At 48.3% G+C, this 18,597-nt stretch carries 20 protein-coding genes and 1 pseudogene; 17 read left to right on the top strand and 4 right to left on the bottom strand.

The window, feature by feature from the left end; all coding sequences use genetic code 11:
* Positions 1-5: 5 nt before the first annotated feature.
* The 3 genes from NP603_RS16150 to NP603_RS16140 all read right to left on the bottom strand — a co-directional run bounded on the left by NP603_RS16150 (position 6) and on the right by NP603_RS16140 (position 3,418).
* A complete protein-coding gene (locus NP603_RS16150) occupies positions 6-1,553 on the bottom strand; it encodes an efflux RND transporter periplasmic adaptor subunit (protein ID WP_256611980.1) in 1,548 nt (515 codons plus the stop codon).
* A complete protein-coding gene (locus tag NP603_RS16145) occupies positions 1,550-2,911 on the bottom strand; it encodes a TolC family protein (protein ID WP_256611979.1) in 1,362 nt (453 codons plus the stop codon). Before NP603_RS16145 ends, NP603_RS16150 begins: the two co-directional genes overlap by 4 nt.
* A gap of 90 nt (positions 2,912-3,001) precedes the next feature.
* Entirely contained in the window at positions 3,002-3,418 is a 417-nt protein-coding gene (locus NP603_RS16140; protein WP_256611978.1) for a hypothetical protein, read from the bottom strand.
* Between the two features lie 408 nt (positions 3,419-3,826).
* Between NP603_RS16140 and NP603_RS16135 the strand changes: the two genes are divergently transcribed.
* The 15 genes from NP603_RS16135 (at position 3,827) to NP603_RS22055 (ending at position 17,193) form a co-directional block, all read left to right on the top strand.
* On the top strand, positions 3,827-4,447 hold the full coding sequence (locus NP603_RS16135) for a recombinase family protein (RefSeq protein ID WP_256611977.1): 621 nt from the start codon (positions 3,827-3,829) through the stop codon (positions 4,445-4,447).
* Between the two features lie 383 nt (positions 4,448-4,830).
* The gene (locus NP603_RS16130) at positions 4,831-5,412 is read left to right on the top strand and encodes a KwaA family protein (protein WP_256611976.1); all 582 of its coding nucleotides are present in this window, start codon (positions 4,831-4,833) and stop codon (positions 5,410-5,412) included.
* The gene (locus NP603_RS16125; RefSeq protein WP_256611975.1) at positions 5,409-6,320 is read left to right on the top strand and encodes a Kiwa anti-phage protein KwaB-like domain-containing protein; all 912 of its coding nucleotides are present in this window, start codon (positions 5,409-5,411) and stop codon (positions 6,318-6,320) included. Before NP603_RS16130 ends, NP603_RS16125 begins: the two co-directional genes overlap by 4 nt.
* A 98-nt stretch (positions 6,321-6,418) precedes the next feature.
* Entirely contained in the window at positions 6,419-6,691 is a 273-nt protein-coding gene (locus NP603_RS16120; protein WP_256611974.1) for a hypothetical protein, read from the top strand.
* A gap of 6 nt (positions 6,692-6,697) precedes the next feature.
* The gene (locus tag NP603_RS16115; protein WP_256611973.1) at positions 6,698-6,979 is read left to right on the top strand and encodes a hypothetical protein; all 282 of its coding nucleotides are present in this window, start codon (positions 6,698-6,700) and stop codon (positions 6,977-6,979) included.
* A gap of 42 nt (positions 6,980-7,021) precedes the next feature.
* Positions 7,022-7,651, top strand: coding sequence for a hypothetical protein (locus tag NP603_RS16110; RefSeq protein WP_256611972.1), 630 nt, complete (start codon positions 7,022-7,024; stop codon positions 7,649-7,651).
* Between the two features lie 148 nt (positions 7,652-7,799).
* On the top strand, positions 7,800-8,396 hold the full coding sequence (locus tag NP603_RS16105) for a hypothetical protein (RefSeq protein ID WP_256611971.1): 597 nt from the start codon (positions 7,800-7,802) through the stop codon (positions 8,394-8,396).
* On the top strand, positions 8,393-9,520 hold the full coding sequence (locus tag NP603_RS16100; protein ID WP_256611970.1) for an XRE family transcriptional regulator: 1,128 nt from the start codon (positions 8,393-8,395) through the stop codon (positions 9,518-9,520). Before NP603_RS16105 ends, NP603_RS16100 begins: the two co-directional genes overlap by 4 nt.
* Before the next feature lie 551 nt (positions 9,521-10,071).
* Entirely contained in the window at positions 10,072-10,308 is a 237-nt protein-coding gene (locus NP603_RS16095; protein ID WP_256611969.1) for a hypothetical protein, read from the top strand.
* Positions 10,274-11,221 carry a DNA-processing protein DprA gene (locus tag NP603_RS16090; RefSeq protein ID WP_256611968.1) on the top strand — a complete coding sequence of 316 codons (948 nt, stop codon included), beginning with the start codon at positions 10,274-10,276 and terminating at the stop codon, positions 11,219-11,221. The genes NP603_RS16095 and NP603_RS16090 overlap by 35 nt, the downstream gene beginning before the upstream one ends.
* Positions 11,184-11,855 (top strand): hypothetical protein, encoded by a 672-nt coding sequence (locus tag NP603_RS16085; RefSeq protein ID WP_256611967.1) that lies wholly within the window; start codon positions 11,184-11,186, stop codon positions 11,853-11,855. The genes NP603_RS16090 and NP603_RS16085 overlap by 38 nt, the downstream gene beginning before the upstream one ends.
* Before the next feature lie 63 nt (positions 11,856-11,918).
* Entirely contained in the window at positions 11,919-13,430 is a 1,512-nt protein-coding gene (locus NP603_RS16080; protein WP_256611966.1) for a DNA cytosine methyltransferase, read from the top strand.
* A complete protein-coding gene (locus tag NP603_RS16075) occupies positions 13,396-15,063 on the top strand; it encodes an McrB family protein (protein WP_256611965.1) in 1,668 nt (555 codons plus the stop codon). The genes NP603_RS16080 and NP603_RS16075 overlap by 35 nt, the downstream gene beginning before the upstream one ends.
* Before the next feature lie 3 nt (positions 15,064-15,066).
* Complete coding sequence (locus NP603_RS16070) at positions 15,067-16,719, top strand: DUF2357 domain-containing protein (protein ID WP_256611964.1); 1,653 nt, start codon at positions 15,067-15,069, stop codon at positions 16,717-16,719.
* Positions 16,720-16,728: 9 nt separating this feature from the next.
* The gene (locus NP603_RS22055; protein ID WP_371928886.1) at positions 16,729-17,193 is read left to right on the top strand and encodes a very short patch repair endonuclease; all 465 of its coding nucleotides are present in this window, start codon (positions 16,729-16,731) and stop codon (positions 17,191-17,193) included.
* Positions 17,194-17,426: 233 nt separating this feature from the next.
* Here the strand turns inward: NP603_RS22055 and NP603_RS16065 are convergent.
* Positions 17,427-17,575, bottom strand: a pseudogene (locus NP603_RS16065) (cold shock domain-containing protein).
* Between the two features lie 248 nt (positions 17,576-17,823).
* On the opposite strand from NP603_RS16065, the gene NP603_RS16060 reads away from it, so the two are divergent.
* Together NP603_RS16060 and NP603_RS16055 are read left to right on the top strand one after the other, a co-directional pair.
* On the top strand, positions 17,824-18,057 hold the full coding sequence (locus NP603_RS16060; RefSeq protein WP_064023836.1) for an AbrB/MazE/SpoVT family DNA-binding domain-containing protein: 234 nt from the start codon (positions 17,824-17,826) through the stop codon (positions 18,055-18,057).
* Positions 18,044-18,460 (top strand): PIN domain-containing protein, encoded by a 417-nt coding sequence (locus NP603_RS16055; protein ID WP_256611963.1) that lies wholly within the window; start codon positions 18,044-18,046, stop codon positions 18,458-18,460. The genes NP603_RS16060 and NP603_RS16055 overlap by 14 nt, the downstream gene beginning before the upstream one ends.
* Positions 18,461-18,597 lie beyond the last annotated feature (137 nt).

The following is an 18,597-nucleotide window of genomic DNA, read 5'->3' as shown; positions in this document are numbered from 1 at the left end:
GGAGATCAATGGGAATGCTCGGCACTACTTTTGCCTTGCTCGGATTTAAGGACGAAGCTGCCATTGGCAGCGTATTCGGTACCGGGCATGAGTCCTTTCACGATCTCGGTGACTTTGCCATCCGTTAGTCCGGTGGTCACCGGTTGAGCAATAAAGCCGCCGGGTACGCGAATAAAAATCGTCGGCTTGTTTTTGATCATCTGAATGGCATCGGCTGCAACCGCGACCGGCACTTCACTTTCCTTGGTGGGCAACTCTACCGTGATAAACAATCCAGGTCGCCAGGCCATCTGCGGATTGTCCAGCGTCACGCGAGCCGTAGCGGTGCGGGTTTGTTCGCCCATCAATGCGCCCACATAAGACAGCGTACCGGTTGCCGAAGAATCGAACGCCGTGGCCTTGATGTTGACCTGTTTGCCGACTTGCACGACATTGAGATCCTTCGCCGAGACGATAATTTCGGCCCATACGGAGGATAAATCAGTAATGGTGAAGATACTGGCATCTTCCTTGACCGCTTCTCCCATGGCGATGTGCTTCTCGACCACTATGCCATCGAACGGTGCGCGAATTTCGTAGCGGTTGAGTGCGTCGTTGCGGGCTGATACTGTCGGACTTGCGCCAAGTGCTATCAATTTCTGCTGGGCATTTTGAACGGCGATTTCCATTTCCCGCATCGCCTGTTGGGCTTGCAGGTAATCTTGCTCCGCAGAGATTTTCGCTTCCCACAAATGTTTTTCCCGAGCAAAAGTGGCACGCGCTAATTCCAAGCGCTTTTGTGCCGACAGTAACTCGCTACGCTGTTCGGACAGTGCGGTACTGGCAATCACCGCGATAACCTGACCTTGTTTGACTTGCTGGCCCAGGTTGGCGGAAATGTTCTCCACCACACCGGCTAAACGCGGTACCACATGAGACGTCTTATCTTCATTGAAGCGAATTTCACCCGGCAGGGTGACTGAGCTTATGATGCGCGCTACGTCTGCGCTCTGAATCGAGATACCGGTTTCGGCGATTTGCTGATCGGTCAAGGCTACTTTTCCTTCTGCTTTACTGAAAGAAAACTGAAACGTTTGACCATCATGCCTTGCCGTCACGTTCGCATCAAAGACATGGGGCTCGTCGATAGCCTGGATACTCTGCCAATAGGCTTTTTCAGGCTCGAACTCGATGCGCTGTTGCTCGCCGCTTGGGCGCTTCAGTTGCACGGAGAGTTGATTGGCATCTGGCTGAAGCGGTTTATCCTGATTGAATGGATAAACGCGAAAGTGCGGCTCACCACCTTCCTCGCTGAGCAGGATTTCCAATTTAAAGTCACCGGCGCTGTAAACATCGCCGCCGTGCGGGCCTTGGGCCTGCTTGGCTTCATTGGTATGTTTAGGGTCATCCTCGTCTTCAGCGCTATCGACTTTAGCCGCCGCATGGCTTTCTTCGCCATGTTCCTCGCCTTCGGGCATCGATTTATCGATGCTCAGAATAAATAAGCTGAGCAATAGGCCGATCACGATAATTGCAGCGATAGCGGTCCATTGTTTTTTGTTAATCGTGCTCATGGTGATACCTCGGGTTGGCTGTCCGCCACTGTCTCGTTCATATTACTGCCGACCAAACGTTCCACGCTGGCCACGGACTTGTGATATTCGGCCAAAGCCAGTAAATACTGATTTTTAGCGCCGAACAGGGTGCGCTGCGCATCCAGTACATCCAGAAAGCCGAACTTGCCCAGACGATAGCCTTCGCGAGCGGCGTCATAAGCACTTTGGGCGCCCGGTAAAATGTCTTGCTGCAAGGTGATAATTTCGGAATAAGCGGTATCCAGGGCTTGATAGGCAGTGTTCAATGCCGTGGTGATGCGTACCTCGGTGCTGCGCAATTCCTCTTCCGCTTTGGTCAACCGATGCTCGGCTTCTTGAATACGGCCTTGATTGCGGTCAAACACCGGCAATGGCACTGAAAATCCAACCACTAAGGCGTAATCATTGGGCATCAGATATTTACTGGCACCTACGGTCGCGGTGACATCCGGGATGGCTTTGGATTTTTCCATCGTAATGAGTGCCTGGCGTTGGGTAATTTCGGTGGCCCAACGGGCTAAATCCGGATTTTTGGAGAGGCGTTGCATCAATGAGTCCAGGGAAGCCGGTGCTTGTATGCTTTCCAAATTACCGCTCACCGCCTCAAAGCGCGGTGTTGTGCTGCCCCAGCCAGCGGCTAAACGCTTGCGAGCGGCTTCCAGTTCTTTCTGGGCACGCATCAGCTCAATTTGCACCGAAGCGCGAGCAACTTTAGCCTTGGTTTCTTCAACGGGCGATACTTTGCCGACCTGCACTCGCGCAGAGGTCGTGACCGTTGTCTGATTGGCTAATTCATGAATTTGCTGTGTTAGCGCCAAGCGCTGTTGGGCGGCTAGCACGTCAATGAAAGCCTGCGTAACTTGAGTGAGTACATCGGCTCGTTTGGTTTCGTAATCCCAATCGGCTAATTGCTTGGTCAGAGATGCCGCTTCCATGCGGGCGGTACGTTTACCGCCCAATTCAATCAATTGGCTGAGCTCCAAGGTAACGACATCGCCATCGAAGCCCTTGATGACCTGATTACCAAAGTTTGCTGCATTGGCATTGAAAGTGGGATTGGGAAACAAGCCCGCTTGGAGGGTGGCCGCTTCCTGTGCACGGCTCTCCCAGGAAAAGGCGGACAGTTCTGGGTTTTGGGTTAACGCTAAGGCCAAGGCTTGAGACAAAACCAGGGAGCCGGTCGGTTCCTCAGGAACTGACCGATTAGGATCGTTTGGAGTCAACTCGCTTAGCTGAGTGAGCGATAGCGTGCTGTTTGGCGGACTCGCGTCGACCTGACTGGTTGTGATCAATAAACACAGTGCAACGCCAAGTGGCCGCACATAATTTGAGAACATGGAAAATTTCTCCGTAGCATAGAAATAACGTCAGCACAGACACAAGTGAGTTTGTGCCATCGGCTAGTGAATTGCGGCTAGGAGAGGTGGCTAAATTAGTAAAACGGTACTGCGCAGGGCGAGCAGTCGGGAATCGGTAAACGGCGGGTCAAAAAATGCCGGCTGCCGAATAACGACTTTGGCATAAAGGACTAGCAGTGAGAGCAGGAAAAATACCGGCAAAAGTCCAATATCAATCGCTATTTTTGACAAATTTGTCAATTGTAGGGGAATGTGATCATCGCCATCGATAGGAATGTCAGTGCAAGGCGACGAGCAGGGATCAGCGTCATTGCTTGTAAAAGCATTGGTCTCATCGTTGAAACGAGTGACAGTATTTACGCTAGCGAATTGGTCTTTTCCGGTTTTCTCTACAGCAATATGACCATCAGCCCCAAAACACAGCACAAAGGCCGACACATCTCGATGGCCCAGACCAAAATGACCGAGCACAGCGAGTATCAGCACAATAGAAAGCCAAGTTTTAAAGCGGAGTAGGGTAACCATTCCTTATAAAGGATACTCGCCATCCAAAATAATTCAAGCATTTAGGAACAAACACCAGCGAGCATGACCTTGAAAGGCTGCTTGATTGTTTTAGCCGGACAGTTCTGTCGGGTTATTTCATTATTTATGGCATTAGTTTTTCAATAATTTGGCACACTTTTCATTTTTTATGTCACCCGACATGAGCCGGACTCTGAAAATGACACCACCTATATTAAATGGTAGCAAAAGTTGTGCAGTAGTCTTCTGACATTGGTGTCCAAAATCGACCGGTTTCGGACAGGGCTTAAAAAATATGTACTAAAGTAGTCAAAACGGATTTCGTACATGTGTTATAATTCGTACATCCCTTTCGGACGGAATTAGCGCATGTCACGCGTCTTTGCTTACTGCCGAGTGTCGACCACAGACCAGACTACCCAAAATCAAAGCTTGGAAATTCAATCCGCCGGTTTCGCCATTCAGTCGCATCGTTTGATTGAAGAAAGCATCAGTGGTTCAGTCGCGGCTAAAGAACGACCAGGTTTTAATAAACTGATCGAGCGGCTGGAAGCGGGCGATGTGTTGGTGGTGACCAAACTGGATCGACTCGGTCGTAACGCTATGGATGTCCGAGCCACGGTCGAGCACCTTTCTGATTCCGGAGTGCGGGTTCATTGTCTGGCGTTAGGTGGGGTTGATCTGACCAGTTCTGCCGGCAAGATGACCATGCAGGTGATCGCAGCGGTCGCTGAATTTGAGCGTGACCTGTTAATTGAGCGAACCCAAGCAGGCATTAGTCGCGCGAAGGCGGCGGGTAAACAGTTTGGTCGGCCGCCGGCACTTAATGCGGAAGCGCGTGCTGACGTTGTCAAACGCTTGGCCGCTGGCAGCAACGTCTCGGAATTGGCTCGGGAATTCAAAACCACTCGGCAAACCATTATGCGTATCCGGGAAGCGGCTTTGAAATCACCGCAATCTGAAAATACGGTCCACTCGCCTGGGGAGTAAGTAATGAATCATGTGTATTTGGAACGGCATGATGACAAAGACAACCTGCATCGTTTTTATCAGATATTTGTGGCACCCGGTCTATTTGACGATTAGTCGCTGATCAATGAGTGGGGCGGGGTGGTTCTCCGGGTACGGTGAAGAAGAAATGGTTCGATACCTGTTATAACCTGCAATCATCCAAATCGACTCAGCAATATTGGTCGCGCGTTCTGACAAAGCAGCTTAAACTACACGCTTGACTGATTCACCTTCACAGGAGTCTCTAGATGTCTCTGCCCATGTATCGCTTGCTTAATAGCACATTTCGAATGTCTAGATTCTCCGCTTTTATAATCGGAGCTACTAGTTAACTTTGAACAGATGCCAGACAAGGAAATCCATTGCAATTTCGATTAATCCCTGCATTTCTTGTCTTTCTGGGCTCTTACTTTCCGCTGGCCATCATTCTTGGTTTGCAGGACATAAAGCAAGAGTTTTGGGAAAAAGAGCTTTGCCATAGCTGGCGTAACTGCGTTCTTCCCTCTAGCAATCACCCTTATTTGTCGTTATCGACTATTGCAGTAACACTGCTATGCCTTGCTCTTACGATCATGATATTGCGCCGTTTACGGTACAAGTATCCGCTTACCGTCATTGAATCCAAGCCTATTCCAAGTGAGCTTATAAGCTATAGCTTTCCTTACATTGTTTCCTTCATGGGTGTCGATTATGGATCGGCAGGAAAGATTGCAGGATTGGCGGTTTTTTTGATTTGGCTTTTTCTGATTACTTATCGGGCGGGCCAAATCATAATGAATCCTATCCTTTTGGTCATGGGGTGGAATTTATATGAAGCCAAAGTTTCGATTAATCATCACGAAAGGATAATAAAGCTGTTAAGCACGGAGTCTCCGACTCCAGGCACATATTTTTGTCAAGAGGTTCAGGGGAGTTACATAAGTATGGGGAAAAGAAAGGAATGACTGATTTTTTAGATTGGAAGCAGTTCGATTACGACAACTCGACCGTTCAGCTTTGGGTTTTTAAGAAAAGCTCGACAGCAGTGAAGTTTCGGGCTTGGCACGTAAGAACCGACGAGCAGGTTGAAGACCTTTTTCGTAGCGCGATTAAATCGGCAACTTCGAGAATTTCTGAAACCGTGACTTACACCCACTTATCGCAAAATAACGAAAACAGTTGCTTGACGCATGCACTAGAAGAAAGCGATGGATTAATCGCGTTACTGCAAGTTGTAGATGTTCCCGAAGCCGAAAACACCGACGCGGCACTTAAGCAACTGAAAGGAGCAGTTGGCTATTTGGTCAAATTCCAGAATGGTGATGATACAGTTTACGCCATTAGAAAAACTGCTCCGACATGGCGACCCCGTGTTCGCAACACGATGATTAACGCCATTTTTGTAAACGGCGAGCTGTCTGTTGTACCCGAGGAAACTTTTACTTTCGATTCGTATTTTGACTTTTACTGTTTAAACGAGACGATTTTTGTAGCCTCAAAAAAAGCATATGAAAGCACCGTTTCAGATAAGGCTGTGTACAAAAAGAGCTTTGACGATCTAACTGTGGATCCACAATTTCTTTCACTGTTCAGCGACATTGAGCCCCTGAAACAATTTGTGGGTCAAAATGCGATACAACTCAGGAGAATGACGGTTATCCAACAAAAGGCACTGTATACTCGTCCAGATTTCCCTGAAAGCCTAAGGAGAGTAAACACAGGACGCAATTGGGGCATCAATTTCGATGGAAATGGAAAAATTGTTGTTTGCAATCAAACGGCAAGGGTTCTTATGCAAGTGCTGTTAGATCACCGTTTGTTAAGCGAAGTAACCGAAACCATTTATGATGTTCCTGATGCGGAAATTGTGTAGCCAGCATAGATGCATTAGGATCATAGAATGCGCTATCGCGTACCTTTTATGGTACTTGTAATATCAGAATTTAATTATCAGCAAAAAGAGAAAGAAAAATGCCACTTATAAATAAATCTGAACTCAATTACAGATATAGCTGGACTGCTATTCCTGGTGACAACCCTAAAGTTACTGGTGAACCTGACAGTACACGATTTAGCCGTAATGAGGGATACGAAGTACTTTATTTAATTAATAAACTTGCCGAAATATGGGACTTTAAAAAATTGGCTTCTGCACACAAAATCGAAAAAATGATTAAAAACGAACTTCCTTCTGATATTCAAACACAAAAAGGTGTTAAAGATTGGATCAAGGCAAATTGGTAAACAAGAATGGAACTGTGCATCACTGAAATTGTTGATGATGGATATTCTATCGATAAAGAGGTGGTATGGCTGAAATGCCGAACCTCTTCAAATAATATGGTCGCATTCTGGGGCGAGCTAGGCGGACCGAATCGAAACATAGGGTCGTTAAGGCATCAACAACTGCCAGTTTATTTGGAAATCTCGGCTCCGGAGGACTGTATTCCTACGCCATGGGAGAAGTCTGAATTTAATCTATCCCTGAGTGTCCCATCAAATGTCGGGATTTATATCGACCCCGAGCGCTAAACGCCCAGCCCGCGTGAGATGTCTGAATTTTAATTACATTTCATGAACCACTGGCTGGATGCATCGCAACGTAACCTCGTTCCGCTGAGTAAGTCTACGTCGTTTACTGAGGCGTTACGGGAGTGGCTCTTTACCGGAAACGTGTTTGACTACGATGACGAAGACATCGAGTGCGAGCTTTGCGAGCATCCCGATCTTTCACACCACTTCGAGATTCGTAATACTTTGAACGACAATCGTCTGCTTGTCGGTTCGAGCTGCATTCTCAAGTTTTCGGAAATCAATATTCACGACGCTCTTGGGCAAGAAGTTACGGACCCTGACGAACGTAAGTTCTATTTGGAGGATGCGCTTCGAAAAAAGTTGACGGAAATCATGCTTGAACCGCTGCGAGAGCTTTGGCTCAAGGATAAGGAGTACCGCGGGAATATTGAGTCGAAGGCAAGGTACCTGAAGGCCGGAAGCGGTATTTCGCCGCGAGAACTCCTGTTTCTCTTTCGGCGCATGGAGTTCTATAACATTCCTTACACAGCCAAGCGGTATAAAGTCTCCTTGCGTTCTTATTCTGAGCAAAGAGAGCTTCATCAAATGTCGCAGGAGGATCTGCATAAGATCAAACCAGCGTTATCGGCTACCCAAGTAAAGAAGTATGCGCATATCTTAGGGGCGTAGAACGCGTTGAGCGAAAGCGATAAGCATTAAACGAGAAAGATGCGATTCGTACCACATCTTATCCTTCGAAACACACCTAGTTGACAAAATCGCGATTTTGCACAATCATTAGGTTGACAAAATTGGAAATTTGCACAAAAGGTGCCCGATGAAACTTCCTATACACTATAAACCCGACTTAACCAACGAACGCCTTAATATCATTGCCGGCATTCTGTTAGAGGAATACAACAAAACGCTGGACGATCTTAATTCCGACTATGATGGTCCTTATACCTGGGGCTGCACTGCATTTGGCCGTCAGAGGAAGAGAATTATCGATTTAGTTATATCGCAGAAATATACTTGGTTGGAGCTTTCAAACAGCGCAAACGATCTGGTTTTTAAGATCGGCTCTGTTCCGTGCCGCTTTAGCACTGATAATCCTAATAATCCCAAAAAGAACGCAACGCTGATTCCTAACCGTTATCAACAATCGATGATTGATGAAACGGCAAACGACGAGCCGTGCCGGTTCTGTTTTATTTTAGACAAAGGTTATAACGACGACCAGGAACCCAGAGTGGTCTTTTTGGGTTTCGATGCGGCCGATGTCATTAAATGTGAATGGAAATCTGATATTGTCACTACGTTGCATAGCGTTGCTCCGGTTGTTACGCCGAATGCGGTTGAAATCGGTAAGCCTGCCGTTACGCCTAAACGTCCATCGACCGATGGCGATGTCGATCAGGCCGGGGAGAAATGAGCGCGGAGTTTTTGTCTCAAAACCTTCGGCTGGCTAGGCTATTCAATGAACTTTCGTTACAGGAATTGGCTGATGCGGTCGGTAAATCCCGACAATATTTGAGTCGGTTAGAGTCCGGAATTGAACAGCCGACTGAAGGTCTGGCACTGGGCTTAGCGGAAGCTTTGGATGTATTGCCGGGCTTTTTTACGGCGTTGGATGCAATGCCGATTGCCGACGAACAGTGCCATTTTCGTAAGCAACTGACAACGAAGGTGGCTTTACGGCAGGTTGCCCGTGCAAAAGGCGAGATGTTTAAGCGGCTGGTATCTGTCTTAGACCGGAATCTGGATTTTCCTACCTACGGCTTTCTGCATGAGGAGCCTGCTACTCCGGAAGACATCGAGAAAGTTGCCGATGCGTGCCGTGCCAAGTGGGGATTAGGGCTAGGGCCCATTGCTAATATGATCAGGGTGGCTGAGAATGCCGGCGCAGTGTTGATGCATATGGACGGGTTGTCCAACGAAATCGATGCGATTTCTTTTGCAACGCGAAGGCCGGTGATTACGCTGAATGCGGAAGGCAAATCGGCTTGCAGAATCCGGTTCGGCATCGCTCACGAGATTGGGCATTTAACGATGCATGTCGGTGTTCAAACCGGCGACCGTTTGACAGAAAGCCAAGCTAACCGGTTTGCGAGTGCTTTTTTAATGCCAAGAGCTTACTTCATTAAAGAATGTCAGCAGGCGTTTAGGGGCAGTCGTTTTAGCTGGTCTGCGATGTCCGATATCAAGCTAAAGTGGAAGGTTTCCAAAGCTGCCATTTTGTACCGAGGTCGGCAATTGGGTGTGTTTTCCGAAGATCAATACAGGTCTGGTGTTATTTATTTACGCCGGCACAGTCAGGCAATTAAGGAAGATGAAGATGATGCAATTGTTCCGGAGGTACCTGAGATTGTTTACGATGGTTTACTAGTGCTTGAACAGCAATGTGGTATGCCGCGTAGCGCCATTGCACGGGAAATGTTCATAAAACCAAAATTGCTTGATCAATTGTTAGGCGTACAGGAAACGGTGAGTGCGGAGAACGTTGTTAATCTTTTTGGCCAAATAGCTGGCAAAGCTAAACAACATTGTGAATCGTAAGTATCAAAATGTTAATTTTCTCGGCCTCAATCGTGAGGCAGAAAATCTACATGCGGTAGCCAAGTAGGGTATGCAATTCGTGGCCTACTTTATTTAAATAACAACCATTCTGCAAAACGGCATAAAAAATTTACCATTAAAATCGGCCATGTTTGCCAGTGTTAGCATTGCGTATGAATAGCTGGCACGCATTATTTTGTATTGTGGCTGGCAAAACACAGGCTCACAGTGGAAAAGTTGTAAGCTGTTTTGCAAGCTCGGCATCAGACTCAGCTTTTTGTTCATTGGCGCATGACCCTTCAAGCTACGACCGAACGATAGGAGCGGTATGAGTCGAGAGATTCACATGTCGTTGCGTGAGAGCGTGTGATTCCCACGCTCTACTCGACCACCTAGGCGACCCTTAACCGAAGGCTTGCTTTGCTATAGCCTTTCAGAACAGAGAAATATCAAAGGACTCTGTTGATGGATTCCCGTAATTCCGCTATTCTATATTTCAGGATTTTTATAAATTGATGCGCCGCCATATCGAATACCAGGAGACGACCTTGTTGAATAAAGTTTCAACTGACGAAAGCTCGGATACACCGGAAAACAGTCCAACTCAGGCATTGGTGGATTCTGAAAATACAGACGGACGCCAACCGCTTGTACCACTCAGTTTCAAAGTAACGAAAGAATTCAAAAAAAGATACCAGCAGGCAGCATTGAATGCTGATATGAAACTGATAGAGCTTTTATCGGAAATGTTGGATGACTGGGAAAAAAAGGGGAAAACAACACAATGAAGCAGTCATGATTTCAGGGATGGCTCTGAACTTCACAGATTTTGGAGCAGGCGCAATTTCACCACTCAGGGAAATGGGCGCTTATGAAGCGCTGTGGGATGAGAAAGGCGCAACCTTCAAAACTATTTCTGAGAAATTCTCAGCAGCTCCCGGCGCTGTGCCTTCAGATTTTGTCCCAGCACCCAAGGCCATTGAATATGCTGATTTTGTCATGAAGCGTTTTCAGAATGCCATGATCAAGAGCTTTGGGATTCGCGTTCATGGTGCTGGAGAATACCCTGAAAAACTTCGTGATGCCGTCTATCCGATTGAATTGTTGTATTACCAGGGCTGGTGGGATTTAGTACAATCCCGCAGCGTTGCAGTTGTTGGTACCCGCAAACCAACAAAAGAAGGCTTGGCAAGAACCCGTAAGCTGGTCCGCCATCTGGTAGAAGACGAATTCACAATCGTGTCCGGCCTGGCAATGGGCATTGATACCGAGGCTCACACCACAGCTATAAATGCTAACGGCCGCACTATAGCCGTGATCGGAACGCCACTGACACACAATTACCCGAAAGAGAATGCTGATCTGCAACGTCTTATTGCTGAGAAGTTTCTCCTTATCAGCCAGGTACCTTTGCGGCGCTATGAAAATCAGGATTATCGCTCTAACAGGACATTTTTCCCGGAACGAAACATCACGATGTCGGCGCTGACAGAAGCTACCATCATTGTCGAAGCGGGAGAAACATCCGGAACCTTGATTCAGGCGCGGGCCGCGTTGAAACAAGGCAGAAAACTATTCATTCTCGATAGCTGTTTTCAGAACAAGACGCTGACATGGCCGCAAAAATACGCTGAACAAGGTGCTATTCGGGTAAAGGATTACAATGACATCAAACAGCACCTTTCCACAAAGACTGACTGAAATCGATGATCTGACGCGGCCGGATCACTATTACCTTACTGCTGACGACACCTGTTATTTTCTTGGTGAATATACGGCAAGGGAAGGGTATGCGTTCAGCGCCACTAACAGCCTGATCATCAATTTCAAAAAATCGGTTGATAAACGCGGTACAACCCAATGGCGATATAAAGACCTCGCTATCCAACAGAGCGCGATAGCATTAAGGAATTCCATCAATCCCGAAGCCTTGAACAACGTAACACTGGTTCCAATCCCACCTTCCAAGGCAAAAGATGATCCTCTCTATGATGATCGTCTGCTTCGGATGCTGAAATTGATCAGACCCTTGCCGCCCCTCGATATCCGCGAATTGATTGTTCAAAACACAAGCACGCTGGCCGCGCATGACAGTGATAGCAGACCCAGGCCAGAAGACCTTGAAAATCTTTACGAGATTGATCAGTCCCTTGTCACCCCGCAACCACAGCTCATTGCTGTATTCGATGACGTACTGACAACTGGCTCTCATTTCAAAGCAGCTCAATCTCTGATACAGAAAACATTCCCTGGAGTTCGTATTATCGGGGTCTTTATAGCGAGGAGGGCGCCGGGAACTATGGACTTCAACGATATTTTTGGAAATATAGAATAATCCTGAATCAGCAATGAATTGTATAAAAATTATGGTTTTGTCACACAACACGGATTCGAGAAAATGACATCTGTGAATATCCGGGCGATCCGGCAGAAAATCACCCGCATTAATACAGGCGGTAAGCCGCGTGTACTTGATCTCTTTTCTGGTTGTGGAGGCCTTTCTGTAGGATTCAATGCAGCAGGATTTGTAATTGCTGCCGCCATTGAAAACGATCCTTATGCTGCTGCATCACATGGCCTCAATTTTCACGGAAAAGATGCAGCTCATTCTATGGCGCGGGACATAACCAGTACCAGCCCTGACGAATTAGTGCGTGAGCTTGATCTTGGATGCAAAAGCTCGGATGCCTTTGATGTCCTTATTGGTGGGCCTCCGTGCCAGGCATTTGCACGTGTCGGTCGTTCCAAATTGCGTGAGATTGACGAACATCCGGAAGCCTTCAAACATGATCCACGCGCGCGACTTTATATCGATTATCTGCGTTACGTTGAAGCCTGTGCGCCATTGGCAGTACTGGTAGAAAACGTTCCTGATGTACTGAACCACGGCGGACAAAATATCGCCGAAGAAATATGCGAGGCATTGCAACAGAGAGGATATGTGTGCGGCTACACACTGTTGAATGCTGCGTTCTATGGAGTGCCGCAGATGCGCGAACGTATGTTTCTGATTGCGTATCATCAGGAGATTGCGACAGAGGTAAATTTTCCTGAGCCAACACACTGGATCGATCTGCCACCAGGCTATGAAGGATCGCGGTCCGTCGCGCTTAAATTTCTTGATGATCGTCAGCCAGGTGATGCTCATTCATATGTTGAGCCTCCCAGACCGAATCGCAGCCTGAAACCAGCGGTAACGGCTGGAGACGCGCTTGGCGACCTTCCTCCGATATATGCCAGGGAACTGATAAAATCAGGTGCCTTGCGACGCGGTGCCAGGCGCTTCGATGATCCGATGCCTTATAGTGCGGCACCTTCCAATGCTTATACCAGGCTAATGCGCAGATGGCCAGGCTTTAAGGCTCCGGAATTCCTTACCGATCATGTGATTCGCTATCTTCCTCGTGATTACGATCTGTTTGCCAGAATGAATGCTGGTGACCAGTATCCTGAAGCCTACAGACATGCTCTTGATATGTTTGAAGAACGTATAGCAGAACTTATTAATCAAGGAATAAAAGTTCGAAACGGTTCCTCTGAGTATCAGCGTATTAAAGCATCGATTGTTCCGCCCTACGACGTCGGGAAGTTTCCGAATAAGTGGCGAAAGATGTGGCGTGACCAGCCGGCTCGTACCTTGATGGCTCATCTGGGTAAAGACAGCTATAGTCATATTCATTATGACAGCAGCCAGGCTCGCACAATATCAGTTCGTGAGGCGGCGCGGCTACAGTCATTCCCTGATGGATTTATGTTCTGTGGCACGATGAATCCGGCATTCCGTCAGATCGGAAATGCGGTTCCGCCACTCATGGCAAAAGCAATTGGCCTTCAGATCATGAAGGCACTCACAAAAGAATCAAAAGAGAGGATGGATGAAACTCGTCGAGAGACAACAGCAGTTTATTGAAGAGATTCAGAAATACTTCGGAACCTCGAAAGCAACGCGTCCCAACAAGCTGTTCGGCGTTTCCAATAGCGCTAAAATTGTCGAAGGAGGCATGCAGATCGGCGTTGTCAATCTCGAAAGTGCGAGAGACGATGCAGAGGCTTTTATATTCGCATGCGTAATGAAATTCCCACCAGAAGATGAAGTGTATTTTGCAGTTCTGGTGCGGAAAGACAAAGCCACGCTATTGGCGCGTCTCGCTGAGATGAAAAAACTAGGCGCCGCTGCCAAAACGGCCAGTGAGACTGTAGACTCTGGAGCCGAATCTGGCGAAGAGGACACAGAGGCTGAATCAGTGATGAAGTACAGTGCCCGCAATAATCTGACACCTATTTATATAGCCAGTGATGGCCGTCTGTGGTTAAGAAATAAAGGATTCTGGAACAGCCTGGCGATTGATCTTACTCCGTTTGGTCCAGCAGCAGAGCCTGATGAAATCGTTGTTGCGTTATATCCTCCAACGGCATCCGCAAGGCGAAGTCTTCTTGCTCGTGAGTTTATCGGCTGGCTGGGAAGTCTGATCGGTCGGGAGAAAATTCATGAGCTGGCCGTATGGACCGATACGGCAACAGTCAGACCAGAGATGCGGCGCATGCCGCATACAATTGAAATCAGCGAACTGGAATCCGGTGTTGCAGGACTGGGTGGCTACTATACGAATGGCGAAGTACGCCGCCTGCATGCGGCACTGAATTTTCTAAGTCATAAACATTTTGTTATCCTTTCCGGTCTGTCCGGGACAGGCAAGACGCAGCTAGCGCTGAAATATGCACGTGCCGTTCATGGCATTACGTCATCAGAGGCTGCTGACCCGTTCCTGTTTGTGTGCCCGGTCAGGCCAGAGTGGACCGATCCGACAGGGCTTACAGGATATTACGATGTGCTTTCGAACCGTTATGTCGTCCCAACATTTCTTGAAGCGGTCCTGGTCGCAACAGCCCATCGGGATTCGCCGGTCTTTGTAATTCTTGATGAATTGAATCTCGCACGGGTCGAATATTACCTGTCTGACGTTCTGTCCTGCATTGAAACTGGTAGTGCACTTCAGCTTCATTCAAACAGTGTTCCACTTGAAGGCACTACCGGAACCAGTATCCGTGCCGAACTGCCGCTACCATCCAATCTGTTCATTGTCGGCACGATCAATATTGATGAAACGACAAACCCTGTTAGCGATAAGGTACTTGACCGCGCGTCAGTAATCGACATGTCGGCAGTTGACGTACCAGGGTTTCTGGCTGATCTTGCTGCAAGAGCACCGGAACTGAAGGAAGCAAGTGACATTTGCGAAGCAAAGCTCACGGAAATTCATGGCATTATGGCGCAATATGGTGTTGGCTTCGGTTATCGGGTAGTGGAAGAGTTCATTCACTATCACGCATTCAATGCCAGACATCTGAAACAGGATGCCGACACTGTGACCGATGACCTTCTGATGCAGAAGGTCCTAGTAAAACTACGTGGCGCTGAGCGGCAGCGGCCGCTGCTGACCGGTATCGAAAAGGCCTGTAAACATCTGCCGCGTGCAAATGCGCTTATACTGCGACTGCTGAGCGATCTTGATGAGTTCGGCTCATTCCAGGCGATGCGGTGAGCCATGGAGGCTCTCTTTATTCAGGCGGAAGCCGGCGGACCATCCTGGCAGGTCTGGCCTGAACAGGACGCAATCCCGCCTGGCATTATCCAAGAAACCCGTTCCTATCTTTTCGAGCTGCGTGACAGTGATAACACCCTGGACGCCGACCTTCTGATTGATGACATACCAGCGGAAGCGCTGCGATCACGTCAACCACGTGTAGCCAGGTGGCGCTGGACTCCTGGATTTCATGCAGGGACAGTGGAGGCTGTACTCCGTATTCCGGCTGTGTCATCCCGTCGTTTTGAGATCATAACTGATCCCGATCTTCGCAAGCTCACACGAACTAGTTTCGACAGAATGGTGCGTGAACTGCTGGAGGATACTTTTGCATTGTTCTCACTGAGCGCGTTCCGCAAGAGCATTGCGCGTCAGTCCGGCAGCCGGCCACCAGCACTTGCACGGCTTGAATTTCTCAGATCAAGAGCGAATGAAATCACCGAAACTGTGGCTGCAATCGATCGGTCACCACGACATTTTCTGCGCGCCGAGGAAGTTACGGTGCCGGCCCACAAAGCTACCAGGGCCACAGGACCGGAAATAATTAAATCTTTTCGTTCCGGACATATTCTTTCCGAAACATCAAGTCCATCCCGGTTGCCTGTGGCATTGTGTGGAAGATTGCCGGCAAAAATTTCGCTCCGGAAGCGACGCAACAGCGTTGACATCCCAGAGCATCGCCAGATCAAGGCATGCCTTCGGTCCTGGGCTGCATGGCTGATGAACGTTGCTGATATATTAGATCGTACAGCAGTGGCTGACGATCCTGAGAACAGAACCACTGCCGCAACATGGGCTGTTCGAACGCGCCATATCGCACGGAAAATCAGTAATGCCTCAGCATCACCGTTTTTGAAAGATGTAGGAGAGGGGCCGGCAACATTGAGGATGTCATCGCTTTTCCGGCGTGATCCTGCCTATCAACGTTTCTACCGTCTATGGCAGGACATGAATCTTGGACTGGCCGCTCTCTTTGGTGATTTTCTTCAAATGCCCCTCGCGCGAACTTATGAATTATATGAGTTATGGTGTTTCCTGCGTCTGGTGAGGGCCGCAGCAGAAGAGTATGGGCCAGAAGATATTGATGTCAGCAATCTGTTTATCAGCGATGATACAGGTAGTGTAACGATAGCCGCAGGAGCCGTGATGGTCCCGGTTGGCGGCGGTAATATGTTGTGCTTCCAGAAGAAATATCGGGAATACTGGATCGAGCCAGGCAATCTGGGATCATTCAGCAGGACAATGGTACCTGATATTGTTTTCACCCGGCCGGCCACAGACATTACAGGAGCGCGGCTCATTGTACTGGATGCAAAATACCGGATAAATCAGGGGCTCAACGATGCCCTGAATTCAATACACACATATCGCGATGCTCTGGTACAGGAGGCCGAAAGCGGCCGTACTGAAGGCATTGTTACGGCGGCATATCTTCTGACTCCGTATATCCCTGAGCTTGGAGCTGACTTTCAGTCCACACAACTGCCTGGACGGCTTTTCCATCCACAGTATCGTGAGAAATTCCGCTTTGGTGCCGTAACATTACGCCCCGGAATGAGCCTGGATGACCTGAGGGTATGTCTGAAAACAATCGTAGCCGACGCAGTTGTCTAGGAAAAGCGTATGGCAGATGTCCTTACCCCCGAACAACGGCATCTTAACATGAGTCGTATCCGGGGCAGGGATACTGCCCCGGAACTGCTTGTGCGACGCGGTTTGCATGCAAAAGGGTTGAGGTTCCGCCTGCATGACAGGAAACTACCCGGTCGACCAGATCTTGTGCTGGCTTGTCATCGAACTGTGGTTTTTGTCCATGGCTGCTTCTGGCACGCACATGGATGCAGCCTGTCGAAGATACCGGCAACGAGGCCGGAGTTCTGGCAGAAAAAACTGGAAACAAACCGTGCGCGCGATCATAGGGCAATAGAAGCTCTGCAAACCGATGGGTGGCGAGTACTTATAATATGGGAATGTGCACTACGTGGCCAACGACGGTTGGAAGAGTCAGATATTTTTGAGCGCGCTGCCAGCTATATCAGGAACGGGCAATTCAGTCTGTTAGAAATAGGTGTAAACGGATCGGACTGAGTTACCAGTCCTATAAAATACATTATAGGACGTTATAAGGGCGCCGAGGAAGCAGGAGAGGTGTAGAATTTTTTCACCGGGACAATACCAGTTCCGTTAATTGCACTAACAAGCGTGACTTCGCATAAGAAGGATTATGTTAAATTATTGCAATTTCAAGGCACTTCCTATAATAAATACGATAGCTTAGTTAGGATTTGGTTTCACGTCTTGCCGAGCCATTGCTTCGACAACTATAAAGGGGTCACGTTTTCGGCTTGCGGACCTTTGGGCCTCGAAGTCACTTCCATGGCTGCGCGCTGGCCTTCCTTCAGGCTTTTCCGACCGCTGCCTTGAATCACACCAAAGAGTGCAAAGTCATCTCAACCGCGATTTGTTCAATGAAACCAAAGCCTTTGTCATCCTAGAAAGAGTTGGACGCTCATTTTGATCAAAAATTGGAATAATTTACACGCCGGTTAACACCGGTGGCGGTTTTAATCGGAATGTGTGGCTGGTTTGCGCCAGAACGGCGGGGTTTCCGCAGACTTCTAACATCGGCTTAGGGTTAAACATGAGAGGCAATAGCATTCATGGCCTCATGGATATACAATGTGCTGTGTATATCTTTTAATGAGTCGAGAGAGGCACATGCAAGTCGCAAAATGGGGTAATAGTTTAGCTATTCGTTTGCCCGCCACGGTAGTAGAAGCGTTAGAGTTAAAGGAAGGCGATGACATTGAAGTACATATCGCCGGCGAACGGGTGTTTGAACTAGAGAAAAAACCTTCGGCAAAGACGTTGTTAGCCAAATTGCATCAATTTCGTGGGCGCCTACCCGCTGATTTTAAGTTTGACCGCCTGGAAGCGAATGAAAACCGCTAAGCCGTTTCTCGATACCAACGTCTTGCTGTATTTACTGTCTGAGGACAATCAAAAAGCAGACCGCGCCGAAGAGATTATCGCCTTCGGCGGCGTAATTAATGTGCAGGTGCTGAATGAATTTGCGTCGGTAGCGTCGCGCAAGCTGAAGATGACGTTTGTCGAAATCCGCGAAACCTTGTCGATTATCCGAAGTATCTGTGAAACTCAAGCTTTGAGCGTCAGCATCCACGAACAAGGTTTGGCGATTGCCGAACAATTTGGTTTTTCGTTGTATGACAGCATGATTGTCAGCGCGGCGCTGGACGCCGGGTGCTCAATATTGTATTCGGAAGACATGCAACATGGTCAAGCTATTGGCTCGTTAGTCATTAACAATCCGTTTTTACCTTCTCTTCCTAACTAAAGAGCTTTCGCAGCCTCCCCCAAAGGAAGATGATTCGGTGGATTCCTAGGCCGACGCTTCAACCGCAAGCGAGGTTTCTGTAAAAGCTAGCCGCACGTCCCCAGCTCCGAATGACGCGTTTTTCGCGCCGTTGGTCT

The sequence above is a fragment of the Methylomonas aurea genome (assembly GCF_024505045.1).
Lineage (GTDB): Bacteria > Pseudomonadota > Gammaproteobacteria > Methylococcales > Methylomonadaceae > Methylomonas > Methylomonas aurea.
Note: the sequence above shows the minus strand (reverse complement) of the source record. Positions and strands in the feature narration are given on the sequence as shown.